Here is a 20,500-nt window from a genome sequence, read left to right on the forward strand (position 1 = left end):
CCGGCTTTTTTTATGCTGCCATTATTTTGATTGCATACTTTTGTTTTTGGACTGTCCGAAATGCGCACCCTCACCATATTGTTTCGTTACTTCTCTTGTCTTTACCCAATCGCTCAGCAATTCAAAATATCCTGGGGAATGCATGCCCAAAGGCGTTGGCCCTTGCGGCGTATCTTTCATTTCGATGATTCCGTGATCTGCATTTGGGAAAATAACCAGATCAATGTTTTTGCGCGTATGAATGGCCTCTTTCAGTATCTCAATGGTGGCGCCATTAGGAGCATCGGTGTCTTTCCCTGCTATCACCCAAAGCATGGGCACATTAACGTGTCTGAATGCTGGCAATGGGTCATAATCCAAGTTGATGTCCATCGGAAATATTTGCTTGATCGAATCTAGTTGCGCGCGGCTGGCATTGAGAATAGGTCCGGTATAGTCGCCTACGAGTGCTTTAAACCATGGTTCCTTACCATACTGTGCTTTGAGCGCATCGATGGTATCGAGGTTTACATTGAATTGTGTTCTCACTGCCTGGTCAGTGGCGGCTACCACCTGCATTGCTTTGGCGATGTCTTCTTTACTAAAGCCCTGCAACTCCAGGTCGTGCAGTACTTCCTGGCGGTTCTCTTCTCTTGGTGGAATGAGCAGGCTATAACTGGCGATGATAAAGTCTACCGGTACTTTGTTTGCAGTGAGCGGCACTATCCAGCCCCCCTGGCTTTCTCCCATCAGGCCAATGGGAACGTCCTTAAGGGTAGGTAATGATCGTACGGCTTTCACCGCAGCTACCATGTCGGTTGCTAGTAATTCAAAATTGGCCGTTTGTTTTCCGGTAGACCTGCCAGTGCCAGGTTTATCATAAACCAAAACTGCGATATCACTTAGTGGCAGGAGATACTGCACATAGTTCTGCAATACAGCAGATTCCTGTCCGGAGCCATAGTGCAGCACAACTACCGCTTTCGGTTTTTTATTGACAGGCAGGAATAGTTCTCCATATAGGCTAGCATCCTGGCCTGTAAAGCGCAGCGGTATAACAGGAAAGTGTATACGCTTTCCGCCGAGCTCTTTCCCGTCTTGCCGGAAGGCCAGTGAGTCCTGGCCACAGCCGCCAAATCGGGCAAAGATATTCGGGTTTTTAGGGTTGGCCCATCCTGAGCCTGACAGATAACTACTGTCTGGCTGTAGAAACAGGCGTCCGCTGGTACCATCCATTCGGCGATAGCGGAGATCGTTGCCATAGGAAGGGCTGATAACCAGTTTGCTCCCATCACTGAGCTGGTAGGCGCCGTTGCGGCAGTTGGCAAAGTGTTCAAAATCCTGGGCAGTGGCTGTATTGAAGAGTTGCCCGGAGATAAATGCTGCTGTCAGCAGCGATAGAAAAGGTATTTTCATATAGTCGTAACTGATAGTGACCAAAAAGGAAATCCAAGTTTGATAAACACGCACTTTCAGGGTTGGGCATAACAGTGCCTATGGCTGTTTTATTCCCGTATATCATTTCCATGGCTTAACAGATGGCGGGGTTATCTCCACAAAAATATCTACTTTGTGGCAACTATAGCAGATACAGATTTTGGATATTTTAGTGTAACAGATGAAAGACTTCCAATACATCGATATCGCCAATAGGATAGAGTTGATGATCAACAACGATACCTATCCACTGGGAGAAAAGCTGCCTTCCCTTCGTGTGATCAGCGAACATTTTGGGGTTAGCGTAGGCACTTCGCTGAAGGCCTATGGATTATTGATAGATAAAGGTTTGCTGGCAGCCAGAGAAAAATCTGGTTATGTTGCATTACGCAAATCTGTGGGGCAAACGCCACAGCCGATGGCTTCCACTGCAACGCCGGCAGTCAGGGAGATAAGTGTCAGCAGCATTTTCAGCAAAATGCCAGTAGATGCGGGTCCATACCCTCCCGGGTTCCTCTCCTTCTTTAATGCTTCGCTGGAAACGCATATGATCCCTTTTAATGCAGTGCGGCGCAGTCTTCAGAAAGCATCCCGTGACCTAACCGGTACACATCTTCAATATGAATCGACTTTGGGCAACCAGCTGTTGCGGGAACAGATCGCAAGACTATCGTTTTACTGGAATGGCAGCCTGTCGGCCAATGACATACTTATCACCAACGGCACCCTAGAGGCCCTAAACCTTTGTTTGCGTGCAGTGACGCAGCCTGGCGATACTGTAGTAGTGGGATCTCCTTGTTATTATGGCATCCTGCAAAGTCTGGAACAGCTGCAACTGAAAGTGATAGAGCTGCCCTGTGATCCGACAGATGGCATTCTAATTAGTCAGCTGAAATATATTCTTAGCACGTTTGATATCGCAGCCTGCCTGTTTATTTCCAATTTCAATAATCCTAATGGCGTATCATTTTCTGATGAGAAGAAAAAATGGATTGCTGAAATGGCCCATCAGCGCCAGTTGCCTGTAATTGAAGACGATGTATATGGTGAATTGTACTTCGGCCCCTCCAGGCCAACGACTATCAAAACATATGACAAGCAAGGCTGGGTAATGCTCTGCTCCTCATTTTCCAAAACAGTGGCCTCTGGCTACCGCATTGGCTGGAGTGCGCCAGGCAGATTCCTGGAAAAAGTATCGCAACTGAAAGCCACCACCAATGTGGCTACAGCAACTGTACTACAATTATCGCTCGCAGATTTGCTAACCACTGGCACGTATCAACGGCATCTACGAAAACTAAGGCCGCTGCTGCATAAACAAATGTTGTTAACTAGTCAGTATATAACACAATACTTTCCTGCCGGGATAAAAATCAGTCAGCCAGAAGGAGGAATGGTGCTTTGGGTGGAATTGCCGGAACGGGTAGATGCCTTGAGCCTACAGCATCTGGCCTTGGAGCATGCCATCAATATTGCGCCGGGGCCATTATTTTCAAGTACTGGCGGGTATCGTCATTACATACGCATCAGCTGCAACAAACAATGGAACCGACAAGTGGAACAGGCTATACGTAAACTTGGTCAATTGATAAGCTCTTTCTAGAAACAATGCGGTTATCTTCTCGCTTTTGCAAGGATGGAAGATAACCGCTGTCCAGTTCATTTATCTCAGTATGTTTTGTTTCATAAATGCTGCGCTTCTACTTACACAGGTAAGCGCATCCGGCACATAATTATTTCCCTGCTCTATGAAAATATGTTGCAGCCCTGATAGCCCTGCCAGTGGCGTGATCGTGGTAAAATCAATGGTACCATTACCTACGTAGGTATGCAAATCAGGGTTTTCCTTGTCCATATCTTTGATATGCCATACTACAAATCTTCCTGGCTGTTTACGGAATAATTTTTCCGGCTGTTGCCCTGAGCGGATAGACCAATAGAGGTCCAGTTCCAACTTTACCAGTTGAGGATCTGTTTCGGCCAGGATGATATCATATCCTAACTGTCCGTTCATTTGTTCGAACTCAAAGTTGTGGTTATGATATAAGAGCTGAAGGCCGGCCTTATTTACCTGCTCTCCTATTTCGTTGAGTGTGGTCGCCAGGACGTGGAACTTTTCGGGGTTACGTAGCTGTGGATCCAGCCATGGCCAAACAATATATTGCTGTTCCAGGATATGTGCACCGGCGATGCATTGGTCTACATACTTTCGTCTGTCATCGGTGCTGACACCAGGCAGCAGAAATTTGTCGATATCATAATGGCCGCTGGAAGTTTTGAGGTTATGGTCCTGCAACATGCTTTTGAATGTTGCAGGTTCCATGTTCCAGTAAAATTTGTTGCCACCATGATTGAACCCATAGGTTTCCAGGTCCTGGTAACCAAATGCTGCTACCTGTTTGAGTGTGCCGGCGGGATCGGCTTTCATCTGTGCATTGAGTGAGTAGAGCTGTAACCCTAGTTGGTAATTGAAACCTTTTGCCTGTGCCCAACGTGGAAGTAACAGGCCACCTGCAGCTGCCAGGCCACTGCTTTTAAGGAATAAACGTCTGTCCATTTTACTAAAATTTTGCTTTAAAAAATCCACGGCTTAAACATACATCCATCTTATTCGCCGCGCTTGTAAAAAAGCGAACGGGGAAAAGAATAGCGCTGTATATTGTTATATGTTCTATTATAGAGAATATCCTGTAGCAGCCCCTTTATCTACCTATATAAAAAAATATTGGGTGTTGGACAATACCGATAATCCGTTGGCACTTGTGGGGCGAAAAGTGCTTCCCAACGGGTGTTTCAACCTGGCGGTAATTTCCGGGCAAGGGATTGATATCACTGGGCAATACCATTCTATATTAAAGGAAGGCATTTACCTGTGCGGGCAACTGACAACTACCATCCACATACACCTGCATGCCTATACGAAGATTGTGTTGATACAATTATATCCCTGGGCGCCGGTGGGTTTTATTAAAGAGGGATTGGAAGGTACGGCAGACAGGTTCCTGGATATACATGACTTACAACACAGGCTGGACTTGAACTTTGAGTTATGGGACGAAGCGGGTATTCTTGCTGCGGTGCAGCGATCTTTTCAGCAGGTGCTAGATCTTCCTGCACATGTAACCATGGCCGTATGTACACAGCTCCGTGCCGAAAAAGGGAATATGCGCATCACAGATATTGCTGGAACAATGGGCGTTTCTAACCGGTATCTTGAAAAAAAATTCAAGGAAGCATTGGGGATTACACCAAAAGATTATGCAGGGATAATTAGGGTACGCAGTCTTATTGATGCTTTTCAACAAAAAAAATATAACCCCGGATTCACAGGACTGGCGCTTGAGCACGGATATTATGATCAGGCACATTTTATAAAATCCTTCTCTGCTATTACAGGTATATCACCAGGAAAATTTAATTTAGAAGAATATCTGTTGACATTAAACGGACCAGGTATATAAATAATAAGACCATGCAAACGTATATAGCATTATTAAGAGGTATTAATGTAAGTGGTAGTAAGATTATTAAGATGGAATTGCTACGGGAGATTTTTGAATCCATGCAATTGAAAGATGTGAAAACCTATATCCAGAGTGGGAATGTGGTTTTCAAAACCAGCGTTAAAGATGAAGCAAAATTATCTGAGCTGGTGCATAAAGGGTTGGAAAAAGCACTGGGATATAAGGTAGAAGTGGTTTTCCGTACACCTGCTGAATTAAAAAAGGTAATTGCGAAGCATCCTTACGGGAAAATAGCTGCGGAGGAGACCCGTAAATTATATGTCGCTTTTCTGCCGCATGCACCTGCTGCAGAGGATTTGGAAAAATTCATCGCATTGGGGTCAGCGCAGGAAAAGTTTCATTTTCATGAGCGGGAATTATATATCGCGGTTGATAAAGAAATGCTGAAGCCTAAGTTTAGTAACAATATATTAGAGAAGAAATTAAAATCGTTTGCGACTACCCGTAATTGGGCAACGGTGAATAAATTGCTGGAGATGGCTGGAGAGTAGGATTTTGTAAATAAAATGTTAATCAATTATTAAGCCATTTTCATAATCATTACGACGCAGATTTGTATGTGTTTTATTTTATAATGGGGCTATCATTTTGACCCTATCATTTTAGAATAAAATTATTACTCATCATGAAAAATTTATTTCTACACTTCCAGGAAATGGAAGAGGGCCGCAATAATGTGCCATTGGGATTAAGGCATCTTTTACTTGCAGGCGCAAAGATACGTTTTCGGGAGGATGTAAGGGGATGGATACTGGAACAATATTTATCATTAGGCAGTATCTATGTTGCAAAAGTTCATTATTCGTTGGTAAGCGATGAAACACTTTGTATACTCAGTAATATAGATGCGCTGGCGATTTGCAGATCAACACGCCATGAAGTGTTTATTCCAGCCAATGAATTAATAACAGTTGGGAATGAAGACGCTTCGATTACCGAAATCTATGTGGTTAAAAAAGGGAACAACTATTCCTATATCCCAGGTGTTGGGCTCCAGGAAATTTTCTTTATCACTATTCCGGCTTCGGCAATTGCCCGCCTTAGCGAGGTTTACTCAGAATTGAAGCTCTTAACGTCTTTATTACATATAGGAAAAACTCAAAAACTCGATTGTATTACCCATAAAAGTAACCAGGTCAGTAAGTGGCTGGAAAAAAAGCTGCTTGGTCAAGTCATTCTTCCGAATCCATCAATTTATTATCTTCGACGCATTGCTGTCAGCCTATATGCTTGTGTGCTGAGATGTACCAATCATGACTATTCACGTTCCTTGACAAAAGAAGAAGAGACGCTGGCAGATGAAGCATTAGAGATCTTACTTCAAAATATGAATGCTGATGATCCGCAAAGCTTACTCAGCAGAAAATTAGGTACTAGTTATGAATACATACTTTATACATTTAAAAATAGGTTCAAAATATCCATTATGAACTATATCAGGTTAGCACAGAATATTGAAGCATATGAAAAACTATCACTAAGCAATCTTAGTATAGCAACCATTGCAGATCTTACACGTGTTGGCTTAGGTAAGAGTGGGGAGTTCCATATAGATTTATTCAAGATCAGAATGGAAAAATTCTTTGGAATACCCATCACTATAATACGTCCGAATATATAATAACTACTTTAATTCTGCGGTCACTTTTTCCAGTTCCTGGATGAACCTGGCCGCAGATTTTTTTAATCGTATACCCTTTAGCGTTATCACATAAGATTTGCGAACCCAGTCCTGCCCTTCCAGTGGTATTACCACGATATTTTTCCAGCCTGTTACTGCGCGTTCGTTCAATAATGTGGCCCAGTGGCCTTTTTCGACGAGCGATAGTAAGCTGTGTACATCATTCATTTCAATTTTTACCGAGAGATTTACTTCATGTTTTTTCAGGATTTCATCGAGGAAATCGCGGCTGCTATAACCAGGCGTAGCAAGGATCATTTCCATTCCTTTGAGGGATTTGATACCTACGCTTTTTTTTCCTGCCATTGGATGTTTTTTACTAACGGCCATCACTATACGTGATTTGAGTAAAGGCCGCATCTCCAGGCCTTCTTCATGGTCTTTGCTGTGAAACGTCAGGAGCATATCCAACTCCTGGTCGCGCAGCTTACGTTCCAGTTCATTTGGCGAAGCATAAACGATACGTAGGCGAATGCCAGGGTATTTTTGTGGAAAGCTTACCAACAAAGGCAGCAGCATACTGGTGAAAGCATAGGTAACACCGATGCGGAGTTCACCGGTGAGCAAGCCTTGTAGCTCATCGATGGCCTGCCGGCTTTTCTCTACTTCTTCCAATACATAACGTGCATGTTCCAGTAAGATCTGTCCACCTTCCGTTAACAGTACTTTTTTTCCCACCCTATCAAAGAGATGCGTATTGAGTTCAGCTTCCAGCGACATGATCTGTTGGGATAATGTACTCTGTGTTACGAAAAGTTCTTTGGCTGCGGCGGTGAAGTTCCCTATTTCAGCCGCTTTCACGAAATATTTCAACTGGCGTAGCTCCATCGATCGATCGGTTTTACTAATGGATTTGATTAAAACAATCTATTTTGCTTACATATAAATATAGCGGAAATTTGCATGCAGAAGAAAGGCAGTATCTGATTACTGCGAGCCAATAACAGAAAAACCTCAGGAATGGACGTATTTCGGTCACTCAAATCCCGCAACTTCCGCTTGTTTTTTTACGGACAATCGGTATCACTGATAGGCACATGGATGCAGAAAACAGCCGTATGCTGGCTGGTTTACCGGCTTACCAATTCGGCGCTGCTACTGGGTGTAGTTAGCTTTGCCGGACTCATACCCTCTCTTATCCTCTCTCCCTATGCGGGCAGCTATATAGACAGGCATAACCGATATAAAATACTAGTACAAACACAGGTCATCTCTATGCTACAGGCATTGGCACTGGCGGTAATGATCTTATTTAAATATTATAGTATTACAGGTATTATTCTATTAACACTGGTACAGGGAATCATCAATGCCTTTGATGTAACCTGCCGGCAGTCGCTGATGGTAGATATGGTAACGCAGCGGGAAGATCTTCCGAATGCGATTGCCCTAAATTCCACTATGGCGAACTTTGCACGCATCGCCGGGCCGGCCATGGCAGGGATTTTATTAAGCGCCTTCGGGGAGGATGTCTGTTTTGGCTTGAACTTTATCAGCTATATACCTGTGCTGATCTCTCTGTTTATGATGAAGCTGGATACGCCTGTTATTAAAAAGGCTGATACCAGTATCTGGACAGAGTTACGGGAAGGATTCCATTATATCTCACATGATAAAGACCTGAGTTCATTGCTAATGATGCTGAGCGTTAGTAGTATGTTCGTTATTCCTTTTAACACGCTGATGCCGATTTTTGCGAAAGATGTATTTAATGGAACGGCTAAAACCTTTAGCTGGTTTGAGAGTGCAGCCGGGCTAGGCTCTATTATCTCTGCCATGTATATGGCTAACCTCAAGGCTGGCAAGGATATGGTGAAGATATTGGTTACCTCAAGTTTGATATTTTCTTTAAGTCTTATGTTGCTGGCCTATTCTGGATGGTTACCACTGGCTTTGGTCTTCATGGTTTTATCCGGGGTGGGTATGATGGCACAAACATCAGCGATTAATACCTATATACAAACGCATGCAATACCTGCGATGCGTGCGAGAGCTATCAGCTACTACATCATGGCCTATCAAGGCATTATCCCTATCGGTAGTTTACTGGCGGGGGTGATGGCTAATGTGGCCGGGCCTAAGTTTACCGTATTTGCAGAAGGCATCATTGGCGTGGTAGCAGTAGTTGCCTTTGTGAACTACCGTCGTAAACATGCAGATGAGATCAGCATTATCACCACCTCCGCTGGTAATAATGCCGCTGCTACTACCGCTGCTTAATTTTTTCATATAGCCTTTATGGTGAGGGATGAACGACTACCGTTCATCCTTTTTTATTAAATTTTATTACCTACCACAACATACTTAATAATATTTTTATTTAAGTTAGCGGAAATATTTATTTTTTTAATCAACCAAGCTAATCGTATTTCTAAGCAATGAAATTATCATTAACGCGGAAACCTTTATTAGTAGGCATCCTCGCCCTCTCCTGTAGCTATGTCGGCGCTCAGACGCTTACCACGGACATGATCAAAGCACTCACCAGTGCTAAACAAGGCAGCATTGTATTATTACCTGATTTTCTGTCTGAAAAAATTCCTTATATCGGCTATCAGCAAATCGTAATGCCCGGCCCACAGCATGTGATTTCCGATGATCCTGAATATATCAGAGTGCCGGAGGGTATTGCATTGCAGGAGCGCGTAGCGCCAGGGGCGGTAAGACTTTATGTATACAATGTAAATGGCGTAGTAGAACCTGCGAAGATGCCGAGGAAGATAAGTGCGGTCATTCAGAATACCGGCGCCACTCCCATGCAGCTGCGTATGTTGCGCTATTCTTCTCAGCCACCAAGCGCCAATTATTACCTGGTAGGCAAGAATGGGCTGGCAGATTATTTCGCATCAAAGCCGGATACAAAAGTACTTACTATCAAGCCAGGAGAGCGTGTGGCGATTGATCCTAAACTGGAGCAAAATGTGGTAACCTACGACCAACTTACACATGGCTTTTATGAGTTTACCATAGATCAGCCAGGGCTGATTTCTGTGGTGCAGACGGATCCGGCAACGTCGGGACCTGCTGCGGTAGCCCGTCTGAAAGATGTACTCCCATCTAAAAGCAAGAGTGGTGCAGGTAGAGGTGTTTTCGGCGTGAGCAATTACAGAATCATCACCAACGATATCTATGATACTAAAGACGGCGTCAAAGAACTGGTAATGGCGGATGGCGTCAAAGACCCATGGGTATTGGGTTCGGAAGGCAGCTCAAGTGCGGTTGCTAAACTGAGTGGTAACTATGGCGTAATGTATAATATTGAGATGAAGTGGAAAAGCACTGACGGAAAGGGTTTGGCGTTGGTGACCTGGAATGCCCGTGGTGGCGGACAATGGTGCGATGCTATGGCTAATTCGATGGTGGTGAGTGAGGGTAAATTCAAACAGGGTATTATACAGTTGCCAGCAGATAAGTTAACTACAGGCAAAGCACCAGAAGCTATATTAGTGCAGATTTTCAAGCCTGCGGCCAATGGAGAAGAACAAACCATTAAAATGACCTGGTCACCACCGGGTGCTTCCTGCTTGCCTACTCCATTGGTATTTATTCCAATAGATTTGTAAGCGGCGGTTTCTATTGATTTTTTTCCTAAATTCCTGTATCAAATCAAATGATTTAAAGCAGGCGTTATGATAGTACAGCAACGAACAATTTTCATTACGGGCGCTACCAGGGGAATTGGCAAGGCCATAGCTCTGAAAATGGCCGCCGAAGGCGCTAATATTGTAATAGCCGCCAAAAGCGTGGAAGAAGATCCAAGATTGGGTGGCACCATTTACAGCGCAGCTGCTGAAGTGGAAGCCGCTGGTGGTAAGGCATTGGCAGTACAGGTAGATATCCGTGAAGAAGCACAGATTGCCGCAGCTGTTGCCAAAGCAGTTGAAACCTTCGGTGGTATTGACGTATTGATCAACAATGCTTCTGCTATCTCCCTCACCAATACCGAGCAAACCAGCGCCAAGCGCTTCGACTTAATGCATGATATCAATGTAAGGGGAACGTTTCTGATGACGCAGCATTGTATCCCTTACCTGAAAAAAGGCAACCAGGCACATATCCTGACATTATCGCCACCAATCAACCTGGCGCCGCAATGGTTGGGTCCACACATCGCCTATACAATCAGCAAATACAATATGAGTATGCTGGCTTTGGGCTGGGCAGCAGAGCTGGAACAGTACAATATTGCTTCCAACGCACTATGGCCTGCTACTACCATTGCCACTGCGGCCGTCAAAAACCTGTTAGGCGGCGATGCATTGATTAATGTCAGTCGGACGCCAGATATCATCGCGGATGCAGTGCATTATATTCTTAGCCAACCATCTTCCTTTACCGGCCATACATTGATTGATGAGGAAGTACTGCAATCAGCAGGGGTTACTGATTTCGATAAGTATGCAGTGAATCCTGGCGGGAAGCTGCATAAAGATTTATTCCTAGATTAAACCAAGCCATTATATCGTGTAAAAGGTCGCTTCAAATGAATGAGGCGACCTTTTCTTTTATGGCAACAATAGCTGATAAACAATTTATGCGGGCAGGCGAAACCAGCCATCAATCAACGTGAGGGCTTGTCCTGTGAGTGCTACTTTATCACCGTTAAGGGCTACACGTAATTCTCCTTCGCGGGCAGATACCTGTAAGGCATTAAAGGTTGTTTTACCCAGCTTTGCGGCCCAATATGGCGCCAGCACACAGTGTGCGGAACCGGTTACCGGATCTTCCGTGAGTCCATGCGGTGCCGCAAAAAAGCGGGAAACGAAGTCGTATGGCTTATCTGTAGTAGCCTTCGCTGTTACTATGCAGCAAAAGGACTGTAACAATTCATGTTCGGGTTTAAAGTTACGTACTTCTTCTTCAGTTGGCAGTAATACCAGCGTACGTTCCTTGCCTGCCTGATATATTTCCAGTGCTGTTGGGAATACAGCCTTTAATGTGTCATCAGTAGAAGCCTCACCGTAAATAGCAGGAAAATTGAGCGTAATCCATCCATCATTACCTTTTGTGGCTGTAAAGCGGCCGGCAACGGTGTGGAACCGGATTTCTTCATCTGCCAGCATCATACCGGTTTCCCAGAGGATATGCGCACTAGCCAGTGTAGCATGTCCGCAGAGCTGCGCTTCTCCCCCATCCGGGCGGAACCACCGCAGAATAAAGTCGTTGTTCTTTCGCACAATGAAAGCAGTCATCGGTACATTATTCTCTTTGCCAATACGTGATAACACCTCATCTGCGGGTAATTGATCAGCGATACAAACAGCGGCCGGGTTGCCACCAAATGGACGGTTGGTAAAGGCGTCTACCTGAAAAAATCTGAATTCCATATGTGCGAAAATTTGTAATGCAAATATTTGGATTTCCAGAGAGAGAAAACAGATGCAGTTTGTGTTTTTTTGACCATATCAGATTTTCATCTAACAATTTTTGGACTGCCATTGCTGCCCAAAAAATAAGAGGGCGCCAATGACGCCCTCTTATTTTTTGGGATTGCGCCCATACCTGCGGTATAGGCGCAATCCCATTATAATATTAAATGCTGTTATTGCTTTAAGGTCAGATCAGTAAAACCAGTTACTTCTGTAGAGATCTCCCCTAACCAACCAGCTTCTGCACGCATGCCGGTGTACACTTTAATGAAGTTGATCTGCTTCAGATTTACTGACTTGCCATTTTTATCAACCGCCCAGCTAATCTTAATTTTACCACGTTCATCATCGTTTGGCCAGTTATCTACATAACCAAAATCAAATGCAGGACTGATAAAATTCTGACCAACACCAGATTTATCTACAACATTATCACTGGTAAGACGTGTGCCCGTAAAGGTAATACTATCGCCCTTCCAGCCTGGGTAGTATGGCTGGCTATGGAATGTATTGCGCGACAAATAACCAGCTTTTCCCTGGTTGTCTTTCCAACGGATATACGTTGTGTCATTCAGGAAATTATAATTGTTATTCGGCGTTTTAACTTTATTTTCATCAGGCTTATAGTAAGTGATCTGGTAGTTATGGATCGTTTTAGCGCTGTTATATTCAGAGCCTGCGATCTCATACCATTCGTCATCAGCCTTACCGTTATTATTAGCATCAACAGATACCAGGATGATACCTGCTTCAGACCACTGGTTCAGCGCATTGCCCTTGATCAAAAAACTATAGCCGTCAGCGTTATTAGGGATAGGATATTTGAGACCCAGTGTAATATAGCCACCAAAGCCACCTAAAGAAACGTAGGTATTGTTATCCAATGCATCCTGTGCATTTTTCAGCACCTGAGCTTCTGTCATACCCGCTTCCCAATGTGGTGCGTCATTTACAAACTGTCCAGGTGCAGGAGAAAACTCCAGTACGGAAACACTATTGGTGGTATTAGGCTGCGGCGTTACAGGTTTTACACTCGTAACGTTTTCGCTTTTAGTGCAGGCTGTCAGTAAAGCCAACGATGCCAGCATCCAAAGTTTCTGGTTCTTCATTATTGTTTTAGTTTATCTTTTTACCTGTAAAAAATGTAATGTGAGCAGGAATATCTCCTGTAATTACGGACCATCTGAGCTTACCGTTTTTGTCGAAGCAAAACAACTTACCCGGTGATACATAATCTTTGGCATCTCCTACCAGTATTTCTTTTGTATTAGGATTTACCGCTATTGCATAAGGCATTTTTATCTGCGACTCCGTTCCATCTGTTATAAAATTTTTATTGAGAATGCTTTCTGTTTTTACATTCAGCATGTTATAAGAAACGGTAAAGCTGTTGGTATTATAGCTAAATGCCGAGCCATACACATAGGCGGTATCACCTGAGATCCACATATCACTAACAGGTAGTTTGAATTGCTGTACTACCTGATCTGTTTTGGTATCTATTCGATATAAGGCAGAAGCGACTTTGTTATAATCTCCCCTGCTGCTCACGTAAATATCTCCGTAAGCATCCGCGCGAAGGCGATGTAAGTTGATACCTACGTTAATTTTTTTTATTTCTGTAAAAGTATTCAGGTCGATTACCGAAACGGTACTATCATAGTTTGGAACACGATATCCGCCGGAATTGGCGACATAGAGTTTATTGTTTACTACCGCCATTTCTTCCGGCTGATAACCAACGATAACTTTTCGTGTAACCTCCAGCGTAGTTGTATCTACTTCTGCAACAAATCCTATCGGTGCATTCACATCTATCTGAACAGGGCCAGCATAGCTACTTACATAGGCTTTACCGTTCGCAAATACCACATAACGGCAATTGAGGATATCTACTTGTTTGATACGCTTTGTAGTAGTGGCATCCATTACCTCGATCTTATTGGATACATTGATAACGGCATATAATTTATTTCCATAAATCTGTACATCGTTACCAACATCTCCCAATTCCTTTACTACATTGGGATTTACTTCGGCATAAATATTTTTATGGTAGATACCTGTGGTATAGTCCATATAATCCAGTGTAGCCTTATTGCTACCCATGTTTCCTTCGTTCAGCAGATAAAACCCGGAAGGGTTTGCAGTCGGCACAGGATCTGTAACGGTGGATGGTGTGGACGGCACAATCTTATCCCCTTTGCGACAACCCGCAAATAAGGCCAGCATGGCTGCTGTCAGGGGAATTAGTTTCCGTAGCTGTTGTATCATCATGTAACTATTTTATAGGTTGACCGTTAAAACGAATTTGTAATTCCTGCCGGGCATCGGATAGCTCAGTACCACATCATAGTATTGATTAAGTACGTTGTTGACCATGGCGCTGAGTTTAAAGTTGCAATGCCTGAAAGCTAGCGTCCGCGCCAATGCTATATCACTGGTATACCAGGGCTGCATGTAATTTTCAGGAATATTTCTTTTACCATTATATCTTTCTCCTGTATAAATCTGACTGAAGTTCAGCTCCCACAGGCGATAATTGGCACCAAGAATAAATGATCCACTATGCACCGGGATATAAATAATCTGGTCGCCATAGAAGGTATCGTCTTTACTGGTGAAGTCCTGTGCCTTCTGGAAAGTATATGTCAATCTGGTGGTAAGTTGTAAGTCTTGCGCAAAGCGCCATACAGCTTTTGCTTTCAGGTCGGCGCCTTTTATTTTCACAAATCCCAGATTCATCATCTGCCAGCGAAGCATATCTGCGCCGGGTACTGCCACTATTTTATCGGTTACTTCATTATAGTAGGCGTCCACGTCTACGCCGAGTTCGGCTATGGTATTCGTGATTTTAGCTTTATACCAGGTGAAGCCAGCATCGTATTGCGTGGTGAATTCCGGCTTGAGTGCCGACAACCCAACTGGTGTATAGTATACATCATTAAAGGTTGGCATACGGAAGATGCGTTTATAGAAGCCGCGTAGGCGAAAATCGGGCTGGCGCCCTGGCTGCCAGGAAAGGAAGACTGCTGGTGTAAACTCCTGCTTGGATGGATACGGCATATTGATATGATTATCCTCGTTCAGGATAGTACTCAGCATGCTCATTTGTGCTGTAAAGCGGGAAAAGTTAATAGCGGTAGCCGCCGCGATTAATGTCGTATAGCGGTGAGGGTTAGCCAGCAGGTCTTTGTTCAGATTATAAGACTGCAGTACATTCCACTGAAAATCTGTAGAAAGCGCCACAGACCACCATTTGGTAATACTATACTGATTGGCAACAGACAGATAAATTTCCTGTTGTTTGTAATCGTTATCTACATATAACAAAGCGGTATCCGGTTGTAAATATCTCGTATAGTCGTTAGCGTATTTTGCGTTGAGCAGCAGGCTATACTTTGGTGTAAACGCTTTTTTAAAGGAAGACTGGAAGAAGAAAGATCTATCCCACTGTCGGTCTACATGTCCGAAAACCCCGTTGACTACAAATCCTGGCAAACCTCTTTCCGAATCGTAGAAGTAGCCTTTGGCAGACCATTCACCGTTTTTCACCGTTCCATTGAAGCCACCTTCTACCCTGAATGCGTTTACATCTCCGTTTTTTCGTATAGCCGTGGTATCGTAGCCTTTTTCTTTTTCATATTTGAATTTATATCGGCCATTGGCATTAGTCCATTCCGCGCTTAGGTTGGCAGTAACATGATCATTCACTTTCTGCTGCCAGAGAAATGCGGGGTTTACCAATCCAAAAGAGCCAGTCCGAAAGGTGCCTCTAAGATGCGTTTTTTCACCCGGCGCAAAAGAAGGTTTTAATGTGGTGAGATAGATGGCTGCTGCGCTGGCAAAGTCTTTGGCCGGTTGGAAAATATTACTTTTTTGTCCATTATACAGTGATATCTCCTGCATATTATCGAGGGAGAACCTACCTAAATCTACCTGGCCATTCTGGGCATTGCCTAACTGGATACCGTCATAGAATACGCCGGTTTGATTGGTACCCATACTTCTTACATCCACGGTTTTCAGTCCACCGATGCCGCCATAGTCTTTTAGCTGCAAGCCGGAGAAAAAACGCAGTGCATCTGCAACGGAGTTGCCGCCCAGCCGCTTCAGTTCATCGGCCTGCAGCTTCTGGCCAGGAATAACTTCCCTACCAACGCTTTGCGCCGTCACAGCGACTTCGCGAAGATCCCTGGAGGTAACCGTATCCTTCTGCTGCGCCTGTAGCTGTACAGAGAACAAACATATCAAAAGGAGCCACCCAAAATGTAGTAGGAAACGTTGTGGTTTCCTGCATTGCATACTTCTCACCTGTTAATTTTGCATTTAACAGCCTTCGGTTGAGTAATAAAAATGGAAATAGTATAAACGCCACCGTAAGGTGACAGCTATTACTTCCGAGCCTCATTCCGCGAAAGCTCAAAAATCAAAGCGTGTGGCAGGTATTCTGACTTATCTCCACCTCAGGCGGCCTTCCCATCTTAAAGACAGTGACCTTGGAGAGCCTGGGCGTTTTCTATGGAGACTTACAGCAGCGGGACTGTCCGGGATTTTCACCCGAGTTCCCTTTTAATTACGGCCTTCCAGGTAGAAAGGACGTAAACCATGCGCCTATCGTATTATTTTTAACCGGGCGAAGTTAGCTAAAAAGTTGGGAATAAATGACAGTAGGGGAAATTAAGGCTTAATTACCTGTCTGTAAGCACATTCTATTTAAGAGTCATACTGGCTCTAGGACTGATATACCATTTTTGATTATAGCGTTGAATGCTGCATAGCGGCAAGCGAAGATCCGGCACAAATTGAATATAGCGCCGCTGTGATTTCAAGCAGATGGTAATGACATCTGTAACACACAAATCAGCGGCTACAACATCTTTATACGAGTACCCAGTGCTGATATAAGGATTTTCATTCGTGTAGATCCTCATCTCGGCTAGCTTTTCCTGGTTTTTATATACTATGACTGTATCATCAAAAATTTCAAAAAATGGCAAGACGATAGTTGTATTATGAACACCACTCTCCAATGACTTCTGTTCACCGTCAAAATCTCCTGCATTGATTATCGGAATATCTCTTTTGAAGCTATCAAGGTCCACACCAGGCAGGCTACGAAAAGGAGACGGCCCGAGAATAGCGATACAACTATCACCCGGGCTGGCCTGTCCCATATACGAGGGCATCTCATTGACTTTACCAACAGGGCTTACCATATGGGCACAAGCACAAAGGAGAAACAGTAGTCCTACGAGATTGATAAAGCAATTCTTTTTCATGGTACAGGGATACATTAACAGTAACGAATATACGTAGTTCTATCCTGTATACCGCTAAGTAATCAAGTGAGTACTCCTTGTATTATTTCTTCCCTCTTCCTAGCCATAGCAGGGCCTGTAGTACCAACTTGCCTTGTATAGGGTTATCGAAAGTAAACGATAACTCTTTGTTTGTGTGGTTTTCGTAATCGATATCATTGTGTCCCATATTCATATATACCATCCGGAATTTTTTATTGGTCCAAACCACAGGATAGTAGCCACTATGCCATATTTCATATTGTTTAGGCCCGGTACCTAAAGGGAAGCTGCTGGAATCAATTGCCAGCAAAATATCGATATCCGGATTTTTGGTTAGATCGTTGCTCCAGCGGTACCATTCATTGGGACTGGATTTGAAGGTAGGTGGCAATCCTTTCACCACAGGATGTTTGCGATCTTCTACACGCAGCACCGCGGAAGTAGGGCGCCAGGTATTGCTGACATAAGCGCCACTGCCCAGGAAGGTATTGTGATACCAATCCCAGTTTGCAGGTACTGCAGATGGGGTGAGTGCAAATGCTGCAAAGTGAAAGCCTATCCAGGCGCCGCCTTTTTCCATGTAAGATTGGAAAGCAGCGCGTTGTTCTGGTTTTTCAGGTCGTGTATCCAGAAACATCACTACCTGGTAGCCTTGCAGGGTATCTTCATTTAGCAGGGACCAGTTGCGGGTAGGCCGGTACGCAAAATTATTGGCTGTAGCTACAGAATCAAACCATTTGTTGGCTTCATGAACGTAGCTGATATGTGCCTGGTCTTGTTCGCCGGTATAGAATGCGATGACGTGGAATTTTTTCTGCCCATAGGTACAGCAGCTCAGTAATAACAATAATGGAAGTAATACATTTTTCATAGGAGATAAAAATAAATGAAATTTGAAGAGATGAGCAACAAATTCTCCTACAGTAGCGAATTACGGGGTATTTGACGTAGAGAAGAAGTAGTAAATTTCTCATTCTGACACTAACGTATATTTAAAAGAAAAACCCTTCCGCATTTGATGCGATAGGGTTTAATATATTAGGCGGTCCCTTTTATGGTAGCCTACTTTAATAAATTAGTAGCAAACGTTATGCAAAAATATACCACCACTGCTGTAAGTAGAAATAAGGCTTCTATTTTCATTCTATCTTTCTCTTTATTTCTGAATGCATTGTAAATGCCATCTAATTTAGTTGCACAGGTAAGAAAAAACATCATTGTGAATGGTTCCATGGTAAGAAGAATTATCGGGCGTTAATAAACTATCATAGTTAGGTAATGGGTTGATTTTGAACCAGGCTTGTGTGGAAAGTCTAAAAATGTAGGTTCTTGCGTGCTATCTGCTGATATAAAAACTAAATAAAAATAGATCAATTACTACCATCAGAAAAATATATTAAACCGTTTCTTGTCTTGTACCTACGAATATTATCAGAGAAACAGCCATCGGGCTTTCGGCAATTCATTTTGTAATACCCGCTACGGCAAGCTGAAGAAAGGTATTTGCAGAAAGGCGCCGATGGTGTTCTCTGGCAGAAATTCAAATAGCGTCATGGCAGTGGTAAATACCTTGTATACTGCCATGACGCTAAATTTCAATGATCGTCGATATATTTTTTTTTATTTAGACAAATGAAATATAATTACCATTAATGTCCGCCCTTACGTTTGGACTGATGGCCTTTATTGATTGGTTGTTGATCGATGTTTCCTTCCTTTTTATCCAGGTCAGGATTTTTTCTTTCGTCGGTCATTTTTGATTCTCTGCTTGATGACCTTTCGCGATTTTGTTCCGGATGTCGGCCGGAATGATTTCCCTTGTGCATGATCATAAAAATTTAGAGAATTAACAATGCTTTTATATCAGGCCTTATGAAATATCTCCTTTAGCTTGTCTTTGGATTCTTCCAAAGTATTTAGTTGTTTTTCAGGTAGATTTTTACCAGCTCTGTTGATATAAAAGTTAAGCATGGACATGGCTGATTGGTAAGGAGTTCCTTTCCTCCGGCGGCTTCTTTGGGCCGAACGTTTCAAGGAGCGCGCAATTTCCATTGGATCGTCTTTCTTGAAGATTCCTTTTTCTAAATCCAATGCATCGCTCGTTTTGGTAACCCTTGCCGACCATTTCCTTTTTGTTTGTTTATGCTGTTTTATTTTAGCCATCATTGTTTTTCTATTCACTATTCATCAAAACAAGTCCCATAAAAAGCAAAAAATTGTTAAAACCTCTTATTCACTGTCAGTAAGGTTTTCCTTGGCTGTAGCTGCTTTCTATCTTTTTACTGTTGCCCCTGTTACAGCAAAAGCAGTGTAGTACCAGCGCTACAAGCCGGGATACGAAGTCCACACTCCCACTTATTCAATTCCGCGCGTGCCCGCTTTTCTATTGGGTTCTTCTACCGGCATTATTATTGGCCTTTCATAAAAAACGGAACTATGCACAGGACAAACATCTTCATTCCAGGACTGGTACCTGAGCAATCGGCAGGTGGACAGTCCAATACAACCAGTTCTATAACCGCTGCCAGTTCTAACGAAGCGCAGCAATTATATGAGACAGCCAGGCATCGGCTATTGGATATCAACAACTGGCATAAAATCAGCGGAGATCTTAGCGCTACTTTTCAGCTCATCGCTGCCAATGGTGCTAAAGTAAACAGAGAAGCACAGGAAGGCGACAGTATCCGCATCAATATTCCGGGGCCAGGGAATAAGGCAGGAAAAGGCTTTGACTGGGTTAAGATCGAACATATAGAAGGTGGCGCCGATGCCAAAAAAGAACTTGCTTATATCGGTATCAAAGTAAGACCATATCATCCACCTGCAAACAATGATGCCAGCGCAACGCATTTTTTTGAGAAAGATGCCACCAGCTCCTTTGTTGTTACCAAAATAGGAAATACCATTGGCGCAGCTGTTTACGGCAGAAATGAAAAGCCTAACATCCGGTCTAAACGAATGCTGGATAAGGTCCGCAACTTTTTCATCGGACTGGGAGCTATTACCGGATTTTCTAAAGTACAGTGGAAGGCATTGGTGAAAGGAATTGTACATCCGCCTGTACATTTTCATAAAGCCCGATTTTTTCATTAAGCCTATTTACTTATGCTGTCATATAATCAACAGGACCTCTCTAGGTCACATCGAGTTGCTGCTGGAAAGCCGCTGGTAGGAACTTACCGTCCATCGCCACCAGGAAGATATACC

General features: G+C 43.5%; 19 protein-coding genes and 1 riboswitch. Of the genes, 8 read left to right on the forward strand and 11 right to left on the reverse strand.

Going from position 1 to position 20,500, the window contains the following annotated elements; translation table 11 throughout:
• Nucleotides 1–21: 21 nt before the first annotated feature.
• Nucleotides 22–1,395 carry an alpha/beta hydrolase family protein gene (locus tag ACE38W_RS12665; RefSeq protein ID WP_375831341.1) on the reverse strand — a complete coding sequence of 458 codons (1,374 nt, stop codon included), beginning with the start codon at nt 1,393–1,395 and terminating at the stop codon, nt 22–24.
• 202 nt (nt 1,396–1,597) lie between these two features.
• Here ACE38W_RS12665 and ACE38W_RS12670 point away from each other — a divergent pair, with 202 nt between their 5' ends.
• On the forward strand, nt 1,598–3,019 hold the full coding sequence (locus ACE38W_RS12670; protein ID WP_375831342.1) for a PLP-dependent aminotransferase family protein: 1,422 nt from the start codon (nt 1,598–1,600) through the stop codon (nt 3,017–3,019).
• 60 nt (nt 3,020–3,079) lie between these two features.
• Here the strand turns inward: ACE38W_RS12670 and ACE38W_RS12675 are convergent, their stop codons facing one another.
• On the reverse strand, nt 3,080–3,973 hold the full coding sequence (locus ACE38W_RS12675; protein ID WP_375831344.1) for a sugar phosphate isomerase/epimerase family protein: 894 nt from the start codon (nt 3,971–3,973) through the stop codon (nt 3,080–3,082).
• A 109-nt stretch (nt 3,974–4,082) separates the two neighbouring features.
• On the opposite strand from ACE38W_RS12675, the gene ACE38W_RS12680 reads away from it, so the two are divergent.
• The 3 genes from ACE38W_RS12680 to ACE38W_RS12690 all read left to right on the forward strand — a co-directional run bounded on the left by ACE38W_RS12680 (nt 4,083) and on the right by ACE38W_RS12690 (nt 6,561).
• Nucleotides 4,083–4,877: a helix-turn-helix domain-containing protein gene (locus ACE38W_RS12680; protein ID WP_375831346.1), complete on the forward strand. Its 795-nt coding sequence runs from the start codon at nt 4,083–4,085 to the stop codon at nt 4,875–4,877.
• 11 nt (nt 4,878–4,888) lie between these two features.
• Entirely contained in the window at nt 4,889–5,431 is a 543-nt protein-coding gene (locus ACE38W_RS12685; RefSeq protein ID WP_375831348.1) for a DUF1697 domain-containing protein, read from the forward strand.
• A 134-nt stretch (nt 5,432–5,565) separates the two neighbouring features.
• Nucleotides 5,566–6,561: a hypothetical protein gene (locus tag ACE38W_RS12690; RefSeq protein WP_375831350.1), complete on the forward strand. Its 996-nt coding sequence runs from the start codon at nt 5,566–5,568 to the stop codon at nt 6,559–6,561.
• A gap of 3 nt (nt 6,562–6,564) precedes the next feature.
• On the opposite strand, the gene ACE38W_RS12695 is transcribed toward ACE38W_RS12690, so the two are convergent.
• Nucleotides 6,565–7,449: a LysR family transcriptional regulator gene (locus ACE38W_RS12695; protein ID WP_375831351.1), complete on the reverse strand. Its 885-nt coding sequence runs from the start codon at nt 7,447–7,449 to the stop codon at nt 6,565–6,567.
• Nucleotides 7,450–7,581: 132 nt separating this feature from the next.
• Between ACE38W_RS12695 and ACE38W_RS12700 the strand changes: the two genes are divergently transcribed.
• From ACE38W_RS12700 to ACE38W_RS12710, 3 genes are all read left to right on the forward strand, one after another.
• Entirely contained in the window at nt 7,582–8,841 is a 1,260-nt protein-coding gene (locus ACE38W_RS12700) for an MFS transporter (protein WP_375831352.1), read from the forward strand.
• A gap of 158 nt (nt 8,842–8,999) precedes the next feature.
• Nucleotides 9,000–10,184, forward strand: a complete 1,185-nt coding sequence (locus ACE38W_RS12705) for a copper amine oxidase (protein ID WP_375831353.1) — start codon at nt 9,000–9,002, stop codon at nt 10,182–10,184.
• A gap of 66 nt (nt 10,185–10,250) precedes the next feature.
• Nucleotides 10,251–11,069, forward strand: a complete 819-nt coding sequence (locus ACE38W_RS12710) for an SDR family oxidoreductase (RefSeq protein ID WP_375831355.1) — start codon at nt 10,251–10,253, stop codon at nt 11,067–11,069.
• Between the two features lie 84 nt (nt 11,070–11,153).
• Here the strand turns inward: ACE38W_RS12710 and ACE38W_RS12715 are convergent, their stop codons facing one another.
• From ACE38W_RS12715 to ACE38W_RS12750, 8 genes are all read right to left on the reverse strand, one after another.
• Nucleotides 11,154–11,948, reverse strand: a complete 795-nt coding sequence (locus ACE38W_RS12715; protein ID WP_375831356.1) for a PhzF family phenazine biosynthesis protein — start codon at nt 11,946–11,948, stop codon at nt 11,154–11,156.
• A 215-nt stretch (nt 11,949–12,163) separates the two neighbouring features.
• Nucleotides 12,164–13,099 carry a hypothetical protein gene (locus tag ACE38W_RS12720; RefSeq protein WP_375831358.1) on the reverse strand — a complete coding sequence of 312 codons (936 nt, stop codon included), beginning with the start codon at nt 13,097–13,099 and terminating at the stop codon, nt 12,164–12,166.
• A gap of 7 nt (nt 13,100–13,106) precedes the next feature.
• Nucleotides 13,107–14,267: a YncE family protein gene (locus tag ACE38W_RS12725; RefSeq protein ID WP_375831361.1), complete on the reverse strand. Its 1,161-nt coding sequence runs from the start codon at nt 14,265–14,267 to the stop codon at nt 13,107–13,109.
• A gap of 9 nt (nt 14,268–14,276) precedes the next feature.
• On the reverse strand, nt 14,277–16,295 hold the full coding sequence (locus ACE38W_RS12730; protein ID WP_375831363.1) for a TonB-dependent receptor plug domain-containing protein: 2,019 nt from the start codon (nt 16,293–16,295) through the stop codon (nt 14,277–14,279).
• A gap of 117 nt (nt 16,296–16,412) precedes the next feature.
• Nucleotides 16,413–16,616: riboswitch (cobalamin riboswitch) on the reverse strand.
• An 86-nt stretch (nt 16,617–16,702) separates the two neighbouring features.
• The gene (locus tag ACE38W_RS12735) at nt 16,703–17,272 is read right to left on the reverse strand and encodes a hypothetical protein (protein WP_375831365.1); all 570 of its coding nucleotides are present in this window, start codon (nt 17,270–17,272) and stop codon (nt 16,703–16,705) included.
• 82 nt (nt 17,273–17,354) lie between these two features.
• The gene (locus tag ACE38W_RS12740; protein ID WP_375831367.1) at nt 17,355–18,164 is read right to left on the reverse strand and encodes a ThuA domain-containing protein; all 810 of its coding nucleotides are present in this window, start codon (nt 18,162–18,164) and stop codon (nt 17,355–17,357) included.
• Between the two features lie 778 nt (nt 18,165–18,942).
• Nucleotides 18,943–19,119 carry a hypothetical protein gene (locus ACE38W_RS12745; protein WP_375831368.1) on the reverse strand — a complete coding sequence of 59 codons (177 nt, stop codon included), beginning with the start codon at nt 19,117–19,119 and terminating at the stop codon, nt 18,943–18,945.
• A gap of 37 nt (nt 19,120–19,156) precedes the next feature.
• Nucleotides 19,157–19,459, reverse strand: coding sequence for a DUF3175 domain-containing protein (locus ACE38W_RS12750; protein WP_375831369.1), 303 nt, complete (start codon nt 19,457–19,459; stop codon nt 19,157–19,159).
• Between the two features lie 270 nt (nt 19,460–19,729).
• Here ACE38W_RS12750 and ACE38W_RS12755 point away from each other — a divergent pair, with 270 nt between their 5' ends.
• Nucleotides 19,730–20,386 (forward strand): hypothetical protein, encoded by a 657-nt coding sequence (locus ACE38W_RS12755; RefSeq protein WP_375831370.1) that lies wholly within the window; start codon nt 19,730–19,732, stop codon nt 20,384–20,386.
• Nucleotides 20,387–20,500: the final 114 nt, after the last annotated feature.

The sequence above is a fragment of the Chitinophaga sp. Hz27 genome (assembly GCF_042263525.1).
GTDB lineage: Bacteria > Bacteroidota > Bacteroidia > Chitinophagales > Chitinophagaceae > Chitinophaga.